Source organism: Streptomyces sp. TRM64462, assembly GCF_013362995.1.
GTDB lineage: Bacteria > Actinomycetota > Actinomycetes > Streptomycetales > Streptomycetaceae > Streptomyces.
The window spans coordinates 1-14,944 of sequence record NZ_JABWDV010000191.1; the positions used below are offsets into that span (position 1 = coordinate 1).

Here is a 14,944-nt window from a genome sequence, read left to right on the forward strand (position 1 = left end):
GCTCTTCGAGCAGGGGGTACCCCCACAGGCGCGAACGGGGGTCTGGGGGCGGAGCCCCCAGTTCGGGAAGGGGCGGGGTGGGGGAGAAGCCAGCCGTCCGGTATGCGGACGCGGGTTGCGCCGCACGGCGCGTATGGCAAGATGCTGCACCAAGGTCATGAGTGACAGCGATTCCGGCCCCGGCCCGCTGTCCGGCAACCCTCCGTCCGTGGCGGGGTGCCCCGGGTGAAGACCAGGCCGCAGGCAGCGAGGTCTGCGGCAAGCGCGGACCCCTGCACACCCTGGGGTCCTGGTCCCGAGGGAGCAGTCTCGTGAGCAAGCGAATGCGCTAGGGCTGAAGGCCCCTTCTCCGCGCACCCTTTCCCCTTTTCTCCTGCGCCCGCGCCCCTCTGTGCGCCGCCGCAGTGAATTCGCCTGCCTTGTACGGGAGTTCGCCATGTCTGCCAGCAGTGTCGCCACCGACCGGTCCGTCTGTACCCTCCTGCCCGTTCTCGGCCGGGACGTCACCGTGCCGCTCGTCACCGGCGGCGAGGTCACCTATGCGGCGCTCGACTACGCCGCCAGCGCGCCCGCGCTCCAGCGGGTGTGGGACGACGTCGCCGCCTACGCGCCGTACTACGGCAGCGTGCACCGGGGCGCCGGGTACCTGTCGCAGCTCTCCACGGACCTGTTCGAGAACAGCCGCCGGACCGTCGCGGAGTTCCTCGGCTGCCGCGAGGACGACCAGGTGGTGTTCACCCGGTCCACGACCGACTCGCTCAACCTCCTCGCCCGCGCATTGCCCGCCGGCTGCCAGGTGTTCGTGTACGAGACCGAGCACCATGCCTCGCTGCTGCCCTGGCGGGACGCCCGGGTCACCTACCTCGACGCGCCCCGCACCCCGCGCGAGGCCGTCGACACGCTGGAGCGGGCGCTCGCGGACCGCGACCCCCACGGCCCCGCCCTGGTGTGCGTGACGGGTGCGTCCAATGTGACCGGTGAGCTGTGGCCCGTACGGGAGCTGGCCGCCGCCGCGCACGCGCACGGGGCGCGGATCGTGCTGGACGCCGCGCAGCTCGCGCCGCACCACCCGGTGGACATCGCCGGCCTGGACGTGGACTGGGTGGCGTTCTCCGGGCACAAGCTGTACGCGCCGTTCGGCGCCGGTGTGCTGGCCGGGCGGGCCGACTGGCTGCGCGAGGCAGAGCCGTACCTGGCGGGCGGCGGCGCGTCGCGGACGGTGGCGCGGCGGGCGGACGGCGGCGTGGACGTCGCCTGGCACACCACGGCCGCCCGGCACGAGGCCGGTTCCCCGAACGTCATCGGCGCCTACGCCGTCGCCTCCGCCTGCCGGGCGCTCACCGAGGCCGGGTTCGACGCGCTCGTGGCGCGGGAGCGGGAGCTGATCGAGCGGGTGACGGACGGGCTCGCCCAGGTGCCGGGCGTCCGTGTGCTGTCGCTGTTCGGGGACGACGCGCCGCGCGTCGGCGTCATCTCCTTCGTCGTCGACGGGTGGAACAGCTCGCACTTCGCGGCCGCGCTCTCCGCCGAGTACGGGATCGGCGTCCGCGACGGCCTGTTCTGCGCCCACCCGCTGGTCCGGACGCTGCTCGGCGGCGCCCCGCAGGAGCCCGGCGAGTGCGGCGCCCCGGACGCCGGGCCCGGGGAGCGGTCCCTCAACGCGATCCGGGTCAGCTTCGGGGCCGGTACGCCGGACGAGCACATCGACCGCTTCGTACGGGCCGTCGGCGAGCTGGTGCGCGACGGCGCCCGGTGGAGCTACCGCACCGAGGACGGACGCTGCGTGCCCGACCGTGGCTGATTCCGCATCACCCGTCCGGGTGATTCGGTGACGGACGTGTGGCGGCGGGCGTCAGGCGTCGGGCGGCGGGCGTCAGGCGTCCAGGCCGATCGCGAAGGCGGCCTCCAGGTCGTGCTGCGAGTACGTACGGAACGCGACGTGCGTGTCCGTCGCCTCGACGCCCGGGATCTTGCTGATCCGGCCCGGGATGACGTCCGCCAGGTCGTCGTGCCGGGCCACCCGGACCATGGCGATGAGGTCGTACGTACCGGTGACGGAGAAGACCTCGCTGACGCTGTCGAGCGCGGCGATCGCCTCCGCGATCTCCGGAATGCGGTCCACGCTGGTCTTGATGAGCACGATCGCGCTGATCACGGCTGTCCCTCTCCCTCGGTGGCCGCTGCTGGGGCCTTCACTCTAATGCCCCGGTAGGCCGCCCACGCGAAGAGGAACCCCAGGCCGAAGCCGATCAGGTGCGCGAGGTACGCGACGCCGGGGCCGCTGCCCGCGCCGCGCGCCGCCAGCCACTGGAGCACGAACCAGAAGATCAGCACGATCCAGGCGGGGAACCGCAGCGGCAGGAAGAAGAGGAAGGGGAACAGGCTGGTCACCCGGGCCCTCGGGAAGAGGTAGAGGAACGCGCCGAGCACCCCCGAGATCGCCCCCGACGCCCCCACGAGCGTCTGTGCGCTGCCCGCGTACGCCAGCGCGTACCCGCACAGCGCGAGGCAGCCGCAGCCGACGTAGAAGAGGCCGAACCGCACATGGCCCATGCGCTCCTCGACCATCGCCCCGAAGACGAACAGGAACAGCATGTTCCCCAGCAGGTGCAGCCAGTTGCCGTGCACGAACAGGGCGGTGAACGGGGTGAGCAGCGCGCCCGCCGCCCCACCCAGCAGGTCCGCCGGAATCACGCCCCAGCGCTCGAAGTAGGCGCTCTGCGCGGCGACGAGGGCGTTCCCCGACCCGTACGAGGTGCTGAGTCCGGACGCGGGCCCGACCACGAAGATCAGAGCGCACACACCGATCACGCCGTACGTCACCGAGGGCCCGGTGACGGCCGCCCGGACCGCTCCCCGCCAATCGATCATGCACAGATCATGACGTAAAGGGAGTGAGCGGGACAGAGCGCCTCGCCGGGACGCGCGGCACCGGGAAGGCCGTAGGGTTACGGGCGTACCCGGGGCCGGGCTCCGGGCGCATCCGCAGTTCGACGGCGCACCGCGGCTCCCGCAAGGAACGACCGGACATGAGAAGGACGACGGCACCATGACGACGGTTCCCCTGCCGACCGCCGAGACCCGCTGGCGCTGCACGCTCTGCGGCAACCTGACACGCTTCGACGTGACACGCTCCTCCAAGGTCGTGGAGTACGTCCATCTGGACCTCGCGGGCGAGCCCACGGTCGAGGAGCGCGAGGTGGTCAGTGAGACCATCGAGTCGGTCCGCTGCCGCTGGTGCAACGCGGTGGACCAGGTCGAGCTGGTGGACAGGCCGGGCACCGGCTCCTGAGCGGGCCCGGCCACGGGCCGGGCAGGATGTGAGAACGGACGGGTAGTGGGGTGACGGATCGTGGCGCAGCCCGCAAGCGGCGCTGAGGCGGCCGGCGGTACCGGCGGTACCGCCGGTGAGCCCGCAGGCCGCGCCCCCGGTGGTGCCCCCGCCGACGAGGCGCTCGACCGCCCGCTGCCCGAGGCGGTACGGCGCCGGGTCGTCGCCCTCGTCGCTGACGCGTTCGGCGGCCTGACCGTCGCCGAGCTGCCCGCGCAGCTCCGCCAGTACGCCCGCTTCACGCCGAGCCGGCGCGCCCGGTTCGCCGGCAACGCCATGGCCGCCGCCCTGGAGACCGACCCGGTGTTCCGGCAGCGGATCGGCGACCGGTTCCGCACCGCCGAACCGGAGCTCGCCGGGGCCGTCGAGGCGGGCGCACCGCCCGCGGCCGCCGACCCCGTCGACGTGGCCGCGGCCGCCTACGTCCTGCGCCCCGCCGACTGGGTCAAGCTCGTCGCGGCGGCAGGCGAGGAGGTGCAGCGCGCCGACGCCGATCGGGTCGACGAGGAGAGCCGCCGCGAGCTGGAGCGCCTCCGCGAGGAACTCGCCGAGGCCCGCGACCGCACCAGGGCCGAGACCGAGCGGCTGCGCACCGAACTCGAAGCGGCGCGCAAGGAAGCCGAATCGCTTCAGCGCAAGCTCCGCAGCGCCCAGAGCGACGTCAAGCGCGGCGAGGCCGCCCTGCGCCGCACCCAGGCCGACATCGACGGCATCAAGGCCGAGGCGGCCGGCCGTGTCTCCGCCGCCGAGAGCGAGACCCGCCGCCTCAAGGCCCGGCTCGGTGAGACCGAGGCCGCCCTGGAGGCCAGCCGCCGGGCCGCCCGCGAGGGCCGCTCCGTGGAGGACGTACGGCTCCGGCTGCTGCTGGACACCGTCCTGGAGGCCGCCCAGGGCCTGCGCCGCGAACTGGCCCTGCCGCCCGTCTCCGTACGGCCCGCGGACTCCGTGGACGCCGTGGAGCCCGGCCGGATGTCGCCCAAGGACATCGCCGCCCGCGCGCTGTCCGAGACCGACCCGGCGCTCCTCGACCAGCTGCTCGCACTACCGCAGGCCCACCTGGTCGTCGACGGCTACAACGTCACCAAGACCGGCTATCCCACGATGCCGCTGGAGAAGCAGCGGCTCCGGCTGCTCGGCGGGCTCTCGGCGCTCGCCGCCCGCTCCGGCGCCGAGGTCACCTGCGTCTTCGACGGCGCCGAGCTGGCCGCCCCCGTGCTGCTGGCCCCGCCGCGCGGCGTGCGGGTGCTGTTCTCGAAGCCGGGCGTCACCGCCGACGAGCTGATCCGCCAGCTCGTCCGCGCCGAGCCGCCGGGCAGGCCCGTGGTGGTCGTGTCCAGCGACCGCGAAGTGGCCGACGGCGTCGCCAAGTCGGGCGCGCGGCCCGTCGCGTCCGTGATGTTGCTGAAGCGGCTTTCGCGGCTGTCGTAACTCCTGGGCGTCATGCCCGATTTGAGCCGCCACTCGTGGGACGTACCGTCAACCGCCCATGACGCAGTGTGGGGCGGAAGTAAAGAAAGTGCCTGGCGGGCGAGATTTTTCCCATGAGGATTTGAACTGATCACAACTTGGTCACTAGGGTCTGGCCTCGAACCTTCGCGCGGTTGATCGCCCATCCGGGGCGACCGTGAAGGAACCGCCTATTCCGTGCTGTCCGGGGCCATTTCGCGGGGGAACCGGACGTGTGTCGCACGGAGCCGGGGCGCGACCCCCAGCCCGGCAGGCGGCTCTAGGAAGAAGGAGCTCGCCTCCGTGGCGTCCCACCGTCGACCCAAGCAGCCGAGCCGCGCCCGCGTGACCGTGCTCACCGCGACCGCCGCGGCCGCCGTCGCCCTCACCTCCCAGACTGCCCAGGCCGACCCCCGGCCCAGCAAGAGCGAGGTCAAGGCCAAGGTCGACGAACTCCACCACGAGGCCGAAGCGGCCACCGAGCAGTTCAACCTCGCCGACGAGCGCCGCGAGAAGCTCCAGAAGGAGATCAGCGCGCTCCAGGACCAGGTCGCCCGCGGCCAGGAGGAGCTCAACTCCCTCCGCGCCGGCATCGGTTCGGTCGCCAGCGCCCAGTACCGCAACGGCGGCATCGACCCCGCGCTCCAGCTCTTCCTCTCCTCCGACCCGGACGACTACCTCGACAAGGCCTCCGCGATCGGCCAGCTCAGCGCCAAGCAGGCCGAGACGCTGGAGTCCATCCAGGCCAAGCAGCGCACCCTCGCCCAGCAGCGCGCCGAGGCCACCACGAAGCTCGCCGACCTCGAGGACGTCCGCAAGACGCTCGGTGAGAAGAAGAAGAAGTTCCAGGCCAAGCTGGCCGAGGCCCAGAAGCTCCTCAACACGCTCACCGCCGAGGAGCGGCGGAAGATGCAGGAGGAGGAGCGGCGCGCCAGCCGCGCCGCCGCCGACCGCGTCGAACTCGGCAACGAGGTGCCAGCATCGCAGCGCGGCGCCGCCGCGCTCAGCGCCGCCGCCACACAGGTCGGCAAGCCGTACGTGTCCGGCGCCGAGGGCCCCAACTCGTACGACTGCTCCGGCCTGACCCAGTGGGCCTACCGCCAGGCGGGCGTGAGCATCTCGCGCACCACCTTCACACAGCACAACGACGGCGTGAAGATCGGCCGCAGCCAGCTCAAGCCCGGCGACCTGGTGTTCTTCAACAACCTCGCGCACGTCGGCCTCTACGCGGGCAACAACACCGTCCTGCACGCCCCGAAGCCCGGCACGGTCGTCCGCTACGAGTCGATGAACTACCTCGGCGACTTCCAGTTCGGCGTCCGCATCTGACGCATCCGGGCCGCGGGCGGCGCACCCGCTCATCTCATATGGGCGGCACGCCGGGAAGCGGCCCGAACCGCCCGTCATACGCGCCCGATCGGGGGAAATCCCCGCTCCCAAGCTGACGCCACGCCCCGCCGGTGACCTGTGATTCCCGGCGGCGCGTCATTTTGTACGGATCCTGAGGTCTTTGGTCCGGCCCTGGCCACCCGGCTACTGTCTGCCGCGCAACAGCCCTGCGTACAGCTGAAGGGAGCGCGGTCCGTGGCGTCCCATCGCCGTCCCTCACACCCGGGCCTCCACAGGAGCGCCAAGGTCACCGTCCTGTCCGCCGCGGCGGCCACGGCGGCCGCCGCCTTCGGCGCGACCCCGGTGGCCGCCGAGCCCGCCGACCCGGCCGACGCCACCCGCGCCCGCGTCGACCGCCTCTACGCCGAGGCCGAGAAGGCCACGGAGAGCTTCAACGAGGCCGACGAGCACGCCGACCGGCTGCGCGAGCAGGTCGACCAGGCCCAGGACAGCGTCGCCCGCGGCCAGGAGCGCATCAACCGCATGCGCGGCGCCCTCGGTTCCGTCGCCGGCGCCCAGTACCGCTCGGGCGGCATCGACCCGGCGCTCGCGCTGATGCTCTCCGAGGACCCCGACACGTACCTGGAGAAGGCCGCCGTCCTCGACCGGATCAGCGAACGGCAGGCCGGCGCCCTCAGCGAACTCCGCCGCGCCCAGCGCCGACTGGACCAGGAGCGCAGCGAAGCCACCCGCACCCTCGCCGAACTGGAGCGCAGCCGGGCGGCGGTCGCCCGCCACAAGCGCGTCGTCGAGAAGAAGCTCGCCGACGCCCGCGCCCTGCTCAACTCGCTGCCCACCGAGGAGCGCGACGCCTTCGACCGGGCCTCCCGCTCCGGCCGCGACGACAGCGCCCTGCCGCCGGTCTCCGGCGGGGCCGCGTCCGGCAGGGCCGCCATCGCCGTGGAGGCGGCCCGCTCGGCGGTCGGCAAACCGTACGTGTGGGGTGCCAACGGGCCGCACGGCTTCGACTGCTCGGGCCTCATGCAGTGGTCGTACGCCCAGGCCGGTGTCGGCCTGCCCCGCACCTCGCAGGGGCAGCGCAACGCGGGGCGGCACGTCTCCCTCTCCGAGGCCCGCCCCGGCGACCTGGTCACCTACCGGTCGGACGCCAGCCACGTCGCGATGTACATGGGCAACGGCCAGGTCGTCCACGCCCCCTACCCGGGCGCGCCGGTGCGGTACGACCCGGTCGGCATGATGCCGATCTCGGCGGTCACCCGCGTCTGACGACCGGTTCCCCGCACCGCCGCCCGTACGATCGGGTGCGTGAACCGACAGGAACACGGACCGACGCCGGTACGGCAGGGCCGCCGGCGCCGTACCGCCGCGGCCCTGGCGGGGCCGGCGGTGCTGGTGTCCGTCGCCGTCCTCGCCGGTTGTACGGCTCCGGGGCCGGCGCCCGGGGCGGCGTCGGCGGTCCCGGCCGTCACCGTGACGGCGCCCGAGCCCGAGCTCCGTACCGCGGTGCAGGCCGCGCTGGACCGGCGGGCCGCCGCCGTGCTGGGCCATGACGTGCCGCCCGGCGACCCCGCCGCCCATCTCGCCGACGTACCGCTCGCCACCTGGGCGTACCGGATCATCGACGTGAAGCGGGACGGGGCGCGGGCGACCGTGCGGGCCGAGCTGAGCCACACGCTGACCGGCCACGACACCGGGCCCGTGACCGGCGGCCGCGTCCTGGAGCTCACCCGTGACGACCGCGCCGGCGGCTGGCGCGTCACGGCCGACCGCCCCGCCCCCGGAGCCGCCCCGCAGCTGTGGGAGCAGGGCCCCGTCCAGGTCGTGCGCGGCGCCCGCAGCCTGGTCCTGGGCGTCGGCCACGACCCGGCACGGCTCCGGGATGTCGCCGCCGTCGCCGACCGCGCCGTACCCGCCGTCCAGGCCGCCTGGCCCGGGGAGTGGGCGGGCCGCGTCGTGGTGCTGGTGCCGCGCTCGGTGGACGCGCTGGGGCAGCTCATGGGGCAGCCGGCCGACGCGTACCGGGGCATCGCCGCGGTCACCACCGGGCGTACCGGCCCCGGTGGCGGCGCTCACGCGGACGGGTCGGCCGACCGCGTGATCGTGAACCCCGAGGCGTACGGCGGCCTCGGGGACTTCGGGCAGCGGTTCGTCCTCACCCACGAGACCGTCCACGTCGCGACCCGCGCCCACACCACGGCCGCCACGCCGCTCTGGCTCTCGGAGGGCTTCGCCGACTGGGCCGCCTACCGCGGCAGCGGCCGCACACCCGCCGAGAACGCCCCCGAGCTGCGGGACGCCGTACGGGCCGGGAACCTGCCCGACGCGCTGCCGGGCGACGCCGACTTCACCTTCGGCGGCGACGCCGGAACCGTCGCCCGTGCCTACGCGGGCGGCTGGCTGGCCTGCGAGCTGATCGCCGACCGGTGGGGCGAGGACAAGCTGACCGCGTTCTACCGCCTGGCCGGCGCGTCCGGTGCCGAGCGGGCGTTCCGGGACGTGCTGGACACGACGTCCGACGCGTTCACCTGGGCCTGGCGGGACCGGCTGCGTCAGGAGTTCAGCAGCGCCCCGTCGCGCTGAGCCGCCGTGGCCTGCGCCGGCACCCGGCCCGCCGCCCCGGCCGCCTCGCGCAGCCGCGGCTCCGTGACCGTCTGCAGCCACAGCTGCCGGCACGCCATCAGCGACGCCGCCACCAGCAGCCCGTTCCGTACGAGCAGCAGCGTCAGGCCCAGCCCGTCGCTGGCCACCACGTGCGAGAACCAGATCGGGAACTCCAGCAGCGTCACACCGGTCGCCACCAGCACCAGGATCGCCGCGGGACGCATCCGGCTCGCCCGCCACACCAGGCACACCGACGCGAGACCGACCAGCCACAGCATGTACTGCGGGCTGATCACCCGGCTCGTCGTCGTGAACAGCAGCACCGCGGTGAACGCCGCGTCGCCCAGCGTCGTCGTACCGAACTCGCGCGCCCGCAGCCGCCACAGCAGCAGCCAGGCGAACGCCAGCAGCGTCAGCACCATGGCGGCCCTGCTGACCAGCGGGACGTACGGGCCGAGGAACTCCACCGACCCGTAGTTCAGCCGTACCTCGCCCTCCCACGCGCCGAAGAACCGCGCCACGTGGAAGACCAGCGAGCCCAGCGACTCGACCTCCGTGCCCCGGTCCCGCTGGAACGTCAGGAACGCCAGCGCACCCGGCGCCGCCACGACGCACGCCAGCAGCACCGCCGCACCCGACGCCGCCGCGGCCGGCCACGCGCGGCGCGTCACCCGCCCCCGGGCCGTGCCCACGAGCAGCAGCACCGGCCACACCTTCAGCAGCGCGCCGACCCCGGCCAGCGTGCCCATCGTGCGCGGGTTGCTCACCCCGGCGAGCAGCGCGGCCACGGCGACGGCCGTGACCATCACGTCGTACCGGGCGTACGCGGTCGGGCCGAGGAGCGGCAGGCCGATCACCCACACCCAGGCGCCCGCACGGCACTTGCCGGGCCGCCCGCCCGCGTACATCAGCAGCCCGAACACGGCCGCGTCGCAGATCAGGGCGAGCACGAAGAACGCGTGCGCGTACTCCAGGAACGGCAGCAGCCCGGGGGAGAGGATCGCGAACGCGGCGGCCGGCGGGTACTGCCAGGTGACGTCGTCCAGCGGATACGTTCCGGCACTGAGCACCTGGTACCAGTTGTGGTAGATCACCGAGACGTCCGTGGTGACGTCCGGCCCCGGGACGAAGACGATCCTGAAGGTGTAGAGCAGGAGGACGGCCCTGCTGAGCAGCCAGACGGCCGCCAGGGGAAGCCGTGATCCGCTCGTGTGCTTCATCGGTACCTCGTCCGGTCTCGTTGTCTCATCGGGCTCGGGTCTGGGCGGTGGTACGCGGTGGTGCGCGGTCGGTGCGCGGTGGTGCGGGTGCGCGAGCGGTGCGGCCTGGCCGTTCGGTACTGTCGGCCACGATGCACAAGACGCTGATCGTAACGAACGACTTCCCGCCCCGGCCCGGCGGGATCCAGGCGTTCCTCCACAACATGGCGCTGCGTCTGGACCCCGACCGCGTCGTCGTCTACGCCTCCACCTGGAAGCGCGGACGGGAAGGCGCCGACGCCACCGCCAAGTTCGACGCCGAACAGCCCTTCGAGGTTGTCCGCGACCGTACGACGATGCTGCTGCCGACCCCCAGGGTCACCGCCCGCGCGGTGGAGCTGCTGCGCACGCACGGCTGCGAGTCGGTGTGGTTCGGGGCGGCCGCGCCGCTCGGGCTGATGGGCCCAGCGCTGCGCCGGGCCGGTGCGCGGCGGCTGGTCGCGACGACGCACGGCCACGAGGCCGGGTGGGCCCAGCTGCCGGGTGCGCGGCAGTTGCTGCGCCGGATCGGCGAGGGCACGGACACGCTCACGTACCTGGGCGAGTACACGCGCTCCCGGATCGCCGGAGCGCTCACCCCGCAGGCCGCGGCGCGGATGACGCAGCTTCCGCCGGGCGTGGACGAGACGACGTTCCACCCCGGCTCGGGCGGCGCGGAGGTGCGCGAGCGGCTCGGCCTCACGGACCGGCCGGTGGTCGTGTGCGTCTCGCGGCTGGTGCCGCGCAAGGGCCAGGACACGCTGATCCAGGCCATGCCGGCGATCCTCGCCGAGGTGCCGGACGCCGTGCTGCTGATCGTCGGGGGCGGCCCGTACGAGAAGGAGCTGCGCCGCCTCGCCCGGACGACGGGCGTGGCCGGTTCCGTACGGTTCACGGGCGCCGTGCCGTGGGCGGAGCTGCCCGCGCACTACGGGGCGGGCGACGTGTTCGCGATGCCCTGCAGGACGCGGCGCGGCGGCCTGGACGTCGAGGGGCTCGGCATCGTCTACCTGGAGGCGTCCGCCACGGGCCTCCCGGTCGTCGCCGGGGACTCGGGCGGCGCGCCGGACGCCGTACTGGAGGGCGAGACGGGCTGGGTCGTACGGGGCGGCTCGCCGCGCGACGCGGCCGAGCGGATCGTGCCGCTGCTCCAGGACCCGGAGCTGCGCCGCAAGATGGGGGAGCGGGGCCGGGAGTGGGTCGAGCAGAGGTGGCGCTGGGACCTGCTGGCGGACCGCCTGAGGGAACTCCTGTAGAAGCCCGAAGGGGCAGGGAGCCTAGGCTCCCTGCCCCTTCGGGCTTCCGCGCGGTGTCCTACACGGGGTGTCCTACGCCGGGCGGTAGATCGCTTCGATCTCGTCCGCGAAGTCCTTCGCCACCACGTTCCGCTTCAGCTTCAGCGACGGCGTGATGTGCCCGGCCTCCTCGGTGAACTGGGCCGGCAGGACCCGGAACCTGCGCACCGACTCCGCCTTCGACACCGCCGCGTTGCCGTCGTCGACGGCCTTCTGCACCTCGGCCAGCAGCTCCGGGTCCTCGCGCAGGGACTCCGCCGTCGAACCGGCCGGCTTGCCGTGCTCGGCCGCCCAGCGGCCCAGGAACTCCTCGTCCAGCGTGACCAGGGCGCCCACGAACGGGCGGCCGTCGCCGACCACCATGCACTCCGCGACCAGGGCGTGCCCGCGGATGCGGTCCTCGATGACGGCGGGCGCCACGTTCTTGCCGCCCGCCGTGACCAGGATCTCCTTTTTGCGGCCCGTGATGGACAGGTAGCCGTCCTCGTCGAGCGTGCCGATGTCGCCCGTGTGGAACCAGCCGTCCACCAGCGCCTCCGCCGTCGCGGCCTCGTTCTTCCAGTAGCCCGTGAACACGTTCTCGCCGTGCAGCAGCACCTCGCCGTCGTCGGCGATCCGGACCTTCGAGCCCGGCAGCGGCTGCCCGACCGTGCCGATCTTCTGCCGGTCCCACGGGGTGAAGGCGGTCGCCGCGCACGACTCCGTCAGGCCGTAGCCTTCGAGCACCGTGAAGCCGATGCCGCTGTAGAAGTGGCCGAGCCGCTCACCCAGCGGCGCGCCGCCCGAGATGGCGAACTCGCAGCGCCCACCCAGCACCGCGCGCAGCTTGCTGTACACCAGCGCGTCGAACAGCTTGTGCCTGAGCCGCAGCGTCAGCGAGGGACCGCCCGGCGTGGACTTCGCCTTGCTGTACGCGATCGCGGTCTCCGCGGCCTTGTCGAAGATCTTGCCCTTGCCGTCCGCATGGGCCTTCGCCCGCGCCGCGTTGTAGACCTTCTCGAAGACGCGGGGCACACCCAGGATCAGCGTGGGCCGGAACGACGCCAGCTCGTCCGTGAGGGTCTTGATGTCCGGCAGGCAGCCGAGCCGGATCGGCGCCAGCACCGACGCGACCTCCACCATCCGCCCGAAGACATGCGCGGCCGGCAGGAACAGCAGCACGGACGACTCGCCCGTCCGGAACAGCGGCTTCAGCCGCTCCACGAGATTGCCGCACTCGGCGAAGAAGTTCCGGTGGGTCAGCACACAGCCCTTCGGCCGGCCCGTGGTGCCCGAGGTGTAGACGATCGTCGCCACGTCGTCCGCCTTGGCGGACGCGGACGCCTCGTCGACCGCCTCGTCCGTGACGTCCCGGCCGGCCGCGGTGAGCTCCGCGACGGCGCCGCCGTCGATCCGCCACACCTGCTTCAGGTTCGGCAGCGCGTCCCGCACCTGGGCGACGGACGCGGCGTGCGCCTCGCTCTCCACGATCACCGCGACGGCGCCCGAGTCACCGAGGATCCACTGGATCTGCTCCGGCGAACTCGTCTCGTACACCGGCACGGTGACCGCGCCCGCGCTCCAGATCGCGAAGTCGAGCTGGACCCACTCGTAGCGCGTGCGCGAGATCAGCGCGACGCGGTCGCCGGGCCGTACGCCCCGCGCGATCAGGCCCTTGGCCGCGGCACGCACCTCGGCCAGGAAGCCGGCGGCTGTGACGTCCGTCCAGGAGCCGTCCGCGCCGTCCTTGCCCTCCTTGCGGGCCATGACGGCCACGTCTGGGTGCTGCGCGGCGTTGCGGCGGATGAGATCGGTCAGATTGCCGTCCGCGGGGACCTCGTACAGGGCCGGAAGGCTGAACTCGCGCAAGACTGCTGCTCCTCATCGGGCGCCGACGCCACGGCTCTGTGTGATGCGCCGGTTTGCGGTCCAAGACAGGCACGCACTCAGTGGGGTGAGCACGACTGGACTGCCCGGACGTTACCCATCAGTACTGGGTTCCCGATAGGGGGTCCTGGCCAGATGTTCTGTGCGTCACACGTGGTGGGCGGTCTTCGCGCACAGTAGTCCACGTGCGTGTCGACTAGGAAGTAACCGCAGGTCCGGCCCGTGACAAGAGCGGCCGGAACCCCTGTGGGACGCCGCTCGGGCGGCCCGTAAGGTGAGTTTCCATGCGCGTGCATGTAGTCAGCGACGTACACGGGAACGCCAAGGACCTGGCGCGGGCGGGGGACGGCGCGGACGCCCTCGTCTGCCTCGGCGACCTGGTGCTCTTCCTCGACTACGACGACCACTCGCGCGGCATCTTCCCTCAACTCTTCGGCGAGGCCAACGCCGACCGGATCGTCGCCCTGCGCACCGCCCGCCGTTTCGAGGAGGCCCGCGCCTTCGCCCGCGACCTGTGGGCCGAGCTGGCGAAGCAGGGCGTGGAGCGCGGCGAGGCCGTCGAATCGGCGGTGCGCGCCCAGTACGCCGAGCTGTTCGCCGCCTTCCCGGCGCCGACGTACGCCACATACGGGAACGTCGACATCCCCGCCCTGTGGCCCGAGTACGCCCGCCCCGGCACGACCGTCCTGGACGGCCAGCGCGTCGAGATCGGCGGCCGCGTCTTCGGCTTCGTGGGCGGCGGGCTCCCGTCGCCCATGCGCACCCCGTACGAGATCCCGGAGGAGGAGTACGCGGCGAAGGTCGAGGCGCTGGGCGAGGTCGACGTCCTGTGCTCGCACATCCCGCCGGACGTCCCCGAGCTGACGTACGACACGGTGGCCCGCCGCTTCGAACGCGGCAGCGGCGCGCTGCTGGAGGCCATCCACCGGGTACGCCCGCGCTACGCGCTCTTCGGGCACGTCCACCAGCCGCTGGCGCGGCGCATGCGGATCGGCGCGACGGAGTGCGTGAACGTGGGCCACTTCGCCTCCTCGGGGCGGCCCTGGGCCCTGGAATGGTGACGGGTGGCGGCGCGATAGCCTTCCCCCACGTACCGAGCCCTCCGGAGGAGCCACAGCGATGGCGGAACACACCAGCTCCAGCATCACGATCGAGGCGGCACCGGCCGACGTCATGGGCGTGATCGCGGACTTCGCGCGCTACCCGGAGTGGACGGGCGAGGTCAAGGAGGCCGAGGTCCTGTCCGAGGACGCGGCCGGCCGCGCCGAAGAGGTCCGCCTCCTGCTGGACGCCGGCGCGATCCGCGACGACCACACCCTGGCGTACACCTGGACCGGCGACCACGAGGTGAGCTGGACCCTCGTCAAGTCCCAGATGCTCCGCGGCCTCGACGGCTCCTACACCCTGACCCCGCTCACGTCCGGCACCCGCACCGAGGTCACGTACCAGCTGACGGTCGATGTCAAGATCCCCATGCTCGGCATGATCAAGCGCAAGGCGGAAAAGGTCATCATCGACAGGGCCCTGGCCGGCCTGAAGAAGCGCGTGGAGTCCACCACCAAGTCCTAGGCCCCACGCCGGGTCGGCCTGTGCCGCCGGGTTCACTGTGGGGCGGTGGGCTGGTCCGATACCGCCGGGTTCACTGTGGGGCGGTGCGCTGGGCCGGTACGGCCGGTTTCGCTGCGGGACGATGGGCTGGTCCTGTACTGCCGGTTCCGCTGTGGGACGGTGCGCCGGCCTGTGCCGCCGGTTTTGCTGTGGGCATGCGTTCTCCCCCAAGGACTTCGTCCAGGGAGGTACCCCCACCCCCAAGCACT

At 73.0% G+C, this 14,944-nt stretch carries 13 protein-coding genes and 1 riboswitch; of the genes, 9 read left to right on the forward strand and 4 right to left on the reverse strand.

Going from position 1 to position 14,944, the window contains the following annotated elements; all coding sequences use genetic code 11:
- Positions 1–153 precede the first annotated feature (153 nt).
- A riboswitch (SAM riboswitch) is annotated at positions 154–271 on the forward strand.
- Between the two features lie 165 nt (positions 272–436).
- Positions 437–1,801, forward strand: a complete 1,365-nt coding sequence (locus HTZ82_RS08825; protein WP_175408750.1) for an aminotransferase class V-fold PLP-dependent enzyme — start codon at positions 437–439, stop codon at positions 1,799–1,801.
- A 72-nt stretch (positions 1,802–1,873) separates the two neighbouring features.
- Here HTZ82_RS08825 and HTZ82_RS08830 read toward each other — a convergent pair whose 3' ends face one another.
- Together HTZ82_RS08830 and HTZ82_RS08835 are read right to left on the reverse strand one after the other, a co-directional pair.
- A complete protein-coding gene (locus HTZ82_RS08830; protein ID WP_175408751.1) occupies positions 1,874–2,155 on the reverse strand; it encodes an Lrp/AsnC family transcriptional regulator in 282 nt (93 codons plus the stop codon).
- The gene (locus HTZ82_RS08835; RefSeq protein ID WP_175408752.1) at positions 2,152–2,871 is read right to left on the reverse strand and encodes a rhomboid family intramembrane serine protease; all 720 of its coding nucleotides are present in this window, start codon (positions 2,869–2,871) and stop codon (positions 2,152–2,154) included. The genes HTZ82_RS08830 and HTZ82_RS08835 overlap by 4 nt, the downstream gene beginning before the upstream one ends.
- A 178-nt stretch (positions 2,872–3,049) precedes the next feature.
- Here HTZ82_RS08835 and HTZ82_RS08840 point away from each other — a divergent pair, with 178 nt between their 5' ends.
- The 5 genes from HTZ82_RS08840 (at position 3,050) to HTZ82_RS08860 (ending at position 8,707) form a co-directional block, all read left to right on the forward strand.
- On the forward strand, positions 3,050–3,292 hold the full coding sequence (locus HTZ82_RS08840; protein WP_175408753.1) for a hypothetical protein: 243 nt from the start codon (positions 3,050–3,052) through the stop codon (positions 3,290–3,292).
- A gap of 60 nt (positions 3,293–3,352) precedes the next feature.
- Positions 3,353–4,759 carry an NYN domain-containing protein gene (locus tag HTZ82_RS08845; RefSeq protein ID WP_375540793.1) on the forward strand — a complete coding sequence of 469 codons (1,407 nt, stop codon included), beginning with the start codon at positions 3,353–3,355 and terminating at the stop codon, positions 4,757–4,759.
- Between the two features lie 321 nt (positions 4,760–5,080).
- A complete protein-coding gene (locus tag HTZ82_RS08850) occupies positions 5,081–6,106 on the forward strand; it encodes a C40 family peptidase (RefSeq protein WP_175408754.1) in 1,026 nt (341 codons plus the stop codon).
- Between the two features lie 255 nt (positions 6,107–6,361).
- Positions 6,362–7,393 carry a C40 family peptidase gene (locus HTZ82_RS08855; RefSeq protein WP_175408755.1) on the forward strand — a complete coding sequence of 344 codons (1,032 nt, stop codon included), beginning with the start codon at positions 6,362–6,364 and terminating at the stop codon, positions 7,391–7,393.
- Between the two features lie 39 nt (positions 7,394–7,432).
- On the forward strand, positions 7,433–8,707 hold the full coding sequence (locus HTZ82_RS08860; protein WP_375540794.1) for a hypothetical protein: 1,275 nt from the start codon (positions 7,433–7,435) through the stop codon (positions 8,705–8,707).
- Here the strand turns inward: HTZ82_RS08860 and HTZ82_RS08865 are convergent.
- The gene (locus HTZ82_RS08865) at positions 8,677–9,948 is read right to left on the reverse strand and encodes a glycosyltransferase 87 family protein (protein ID WP_175408756.1); all 1,272 of its coding nucleotides are present in this window, start codon (positions 9,946–9,948) and stop codon (positions 8,677–8,679) included. The two genes, HTZ82_RS08860 and HTZ82_RS08865, sit on opposite strands and share 31 nt — an antisense overlap.
- A 131-nt stretch (positions 9,949–10,079) precedes the next feature.
- Here HTZ82_RS08865 and HTZ82_RS08870 point away from each other — a divergent pair, with 131 nt between their 5' ends.
- A complete protein-coding gene (locus HTZ82_RS08870; RefSeq protein ID WP_175408757.1) occupies positions 10,080–11,222 on the forward strand; it encodes a glycosyltransferase family 4 protein in 1,143 nt (380 codons plus the stop codon).
- Between the two features lie 72 nt (positions 11,223–11,294).
- Here the strand turns inward: HTZ82_RS08870 and HTZ82_RS08875 are convergent, their stop codons facing one another.
- Positions 11,295–13,109 carry a long-chain fatty acid--CoA ligase gene (locus HTZ82_RS08875; protein ID WP_175408758.1) on the reverse strand — a complete coding sequence of 605 codons (1,815 nt, stop codon included), beginning with the start codon at positions 13,107–13,109 and terminating at the stop codon, positions 11,295–11,297.
- A gap of 302 nt (positions 13,110–13,411) precedes the next feature.
- Here HTZ82_RS08875 and HTZ82_RS08880 point away from each other — a divergent pair, with 302 nt between their 5' ends.
- Together HTZ82_RS08880 and HTZ82_RS08885 are read left to right on the forward strand one after the other, a co-directional pair.
- A complete protein-coding gene (locus HTZ82_RS08880) occupies positions 13,412–14,188 on the forward strand; it encodes a metallophosphoesterase (RefSeq protein ID WP_175408759.1) in 777 nt (258 codons plus the stop codon).
- A gap of 58 nt (positions 14,189–14,246) precedes the next feature.
- Positions 14,247–14,696: an SRPBCC family protein gene (locus tag HTZ82_RS08885; RefSeq protein WP_175408760.1), complete on the forward strand. Its 450-nt coding sequence runs from the start codon at positions 14,247–14,249 to the stop codon at positions 14,694–14,696.
- The last annotated feature ends 248 nt before the right edge of the window (positions 14,697–14,944 follow it).

Bases quoted from the DNA above. Each gene is read 5' to 3' on its own strand.
- HTZ82_RS08825 (WP_175408750.1), top strand. From the start codon at position 437: ATGTCTGCCAGCAGTGTCGCCACCGACCGGTCCGTCTGTACCCTCCTG.
- HTZ82_RS08835 (WP_175408752.1), bottom strand. From the start codon at position 2,871: ATGATCGATTGGCGGGGAGCGGTCCGGGCGGCCGTCACCGGGCCCTCG.
- HTZ82_RS08840 (WP_175408753.1), top strand. From the start codon at position 3,050: ATGACGACGGTTCCCCTGCCGACCGCCGAGACCCGCTGGCGCTGCACG.
- HTZ82_RS08865 (WP_175408756.1), bottom strand. From the start codon at position 9,948: ATGAAGCACACGAGCGGATCACGGCTTCCCCTGGCGGCCGTCTGGCTG.
- HTZ82_RS08870 (WP_175408757.1), top strand. From the start codon at position 10,080: ATGCACAAGACGCTGATCGTAACGAACGACTTCCCGCCCCGGCCCGGC.
- HTZ82_RS08880 (WP_175408759.1), top strand. From the start codon at position 13,412: ATGCGCGTGCATGTAGTCAGCGACGTACACGGGAACGCCAAGGACCTG.
- HTZ82_RS08885 (WP_175408760.1), top strand. From the start codon at position 14,247: ATGGCGGAACACACCAGCTCCAGCATCACGATCGAGGCGGCACCGGCC.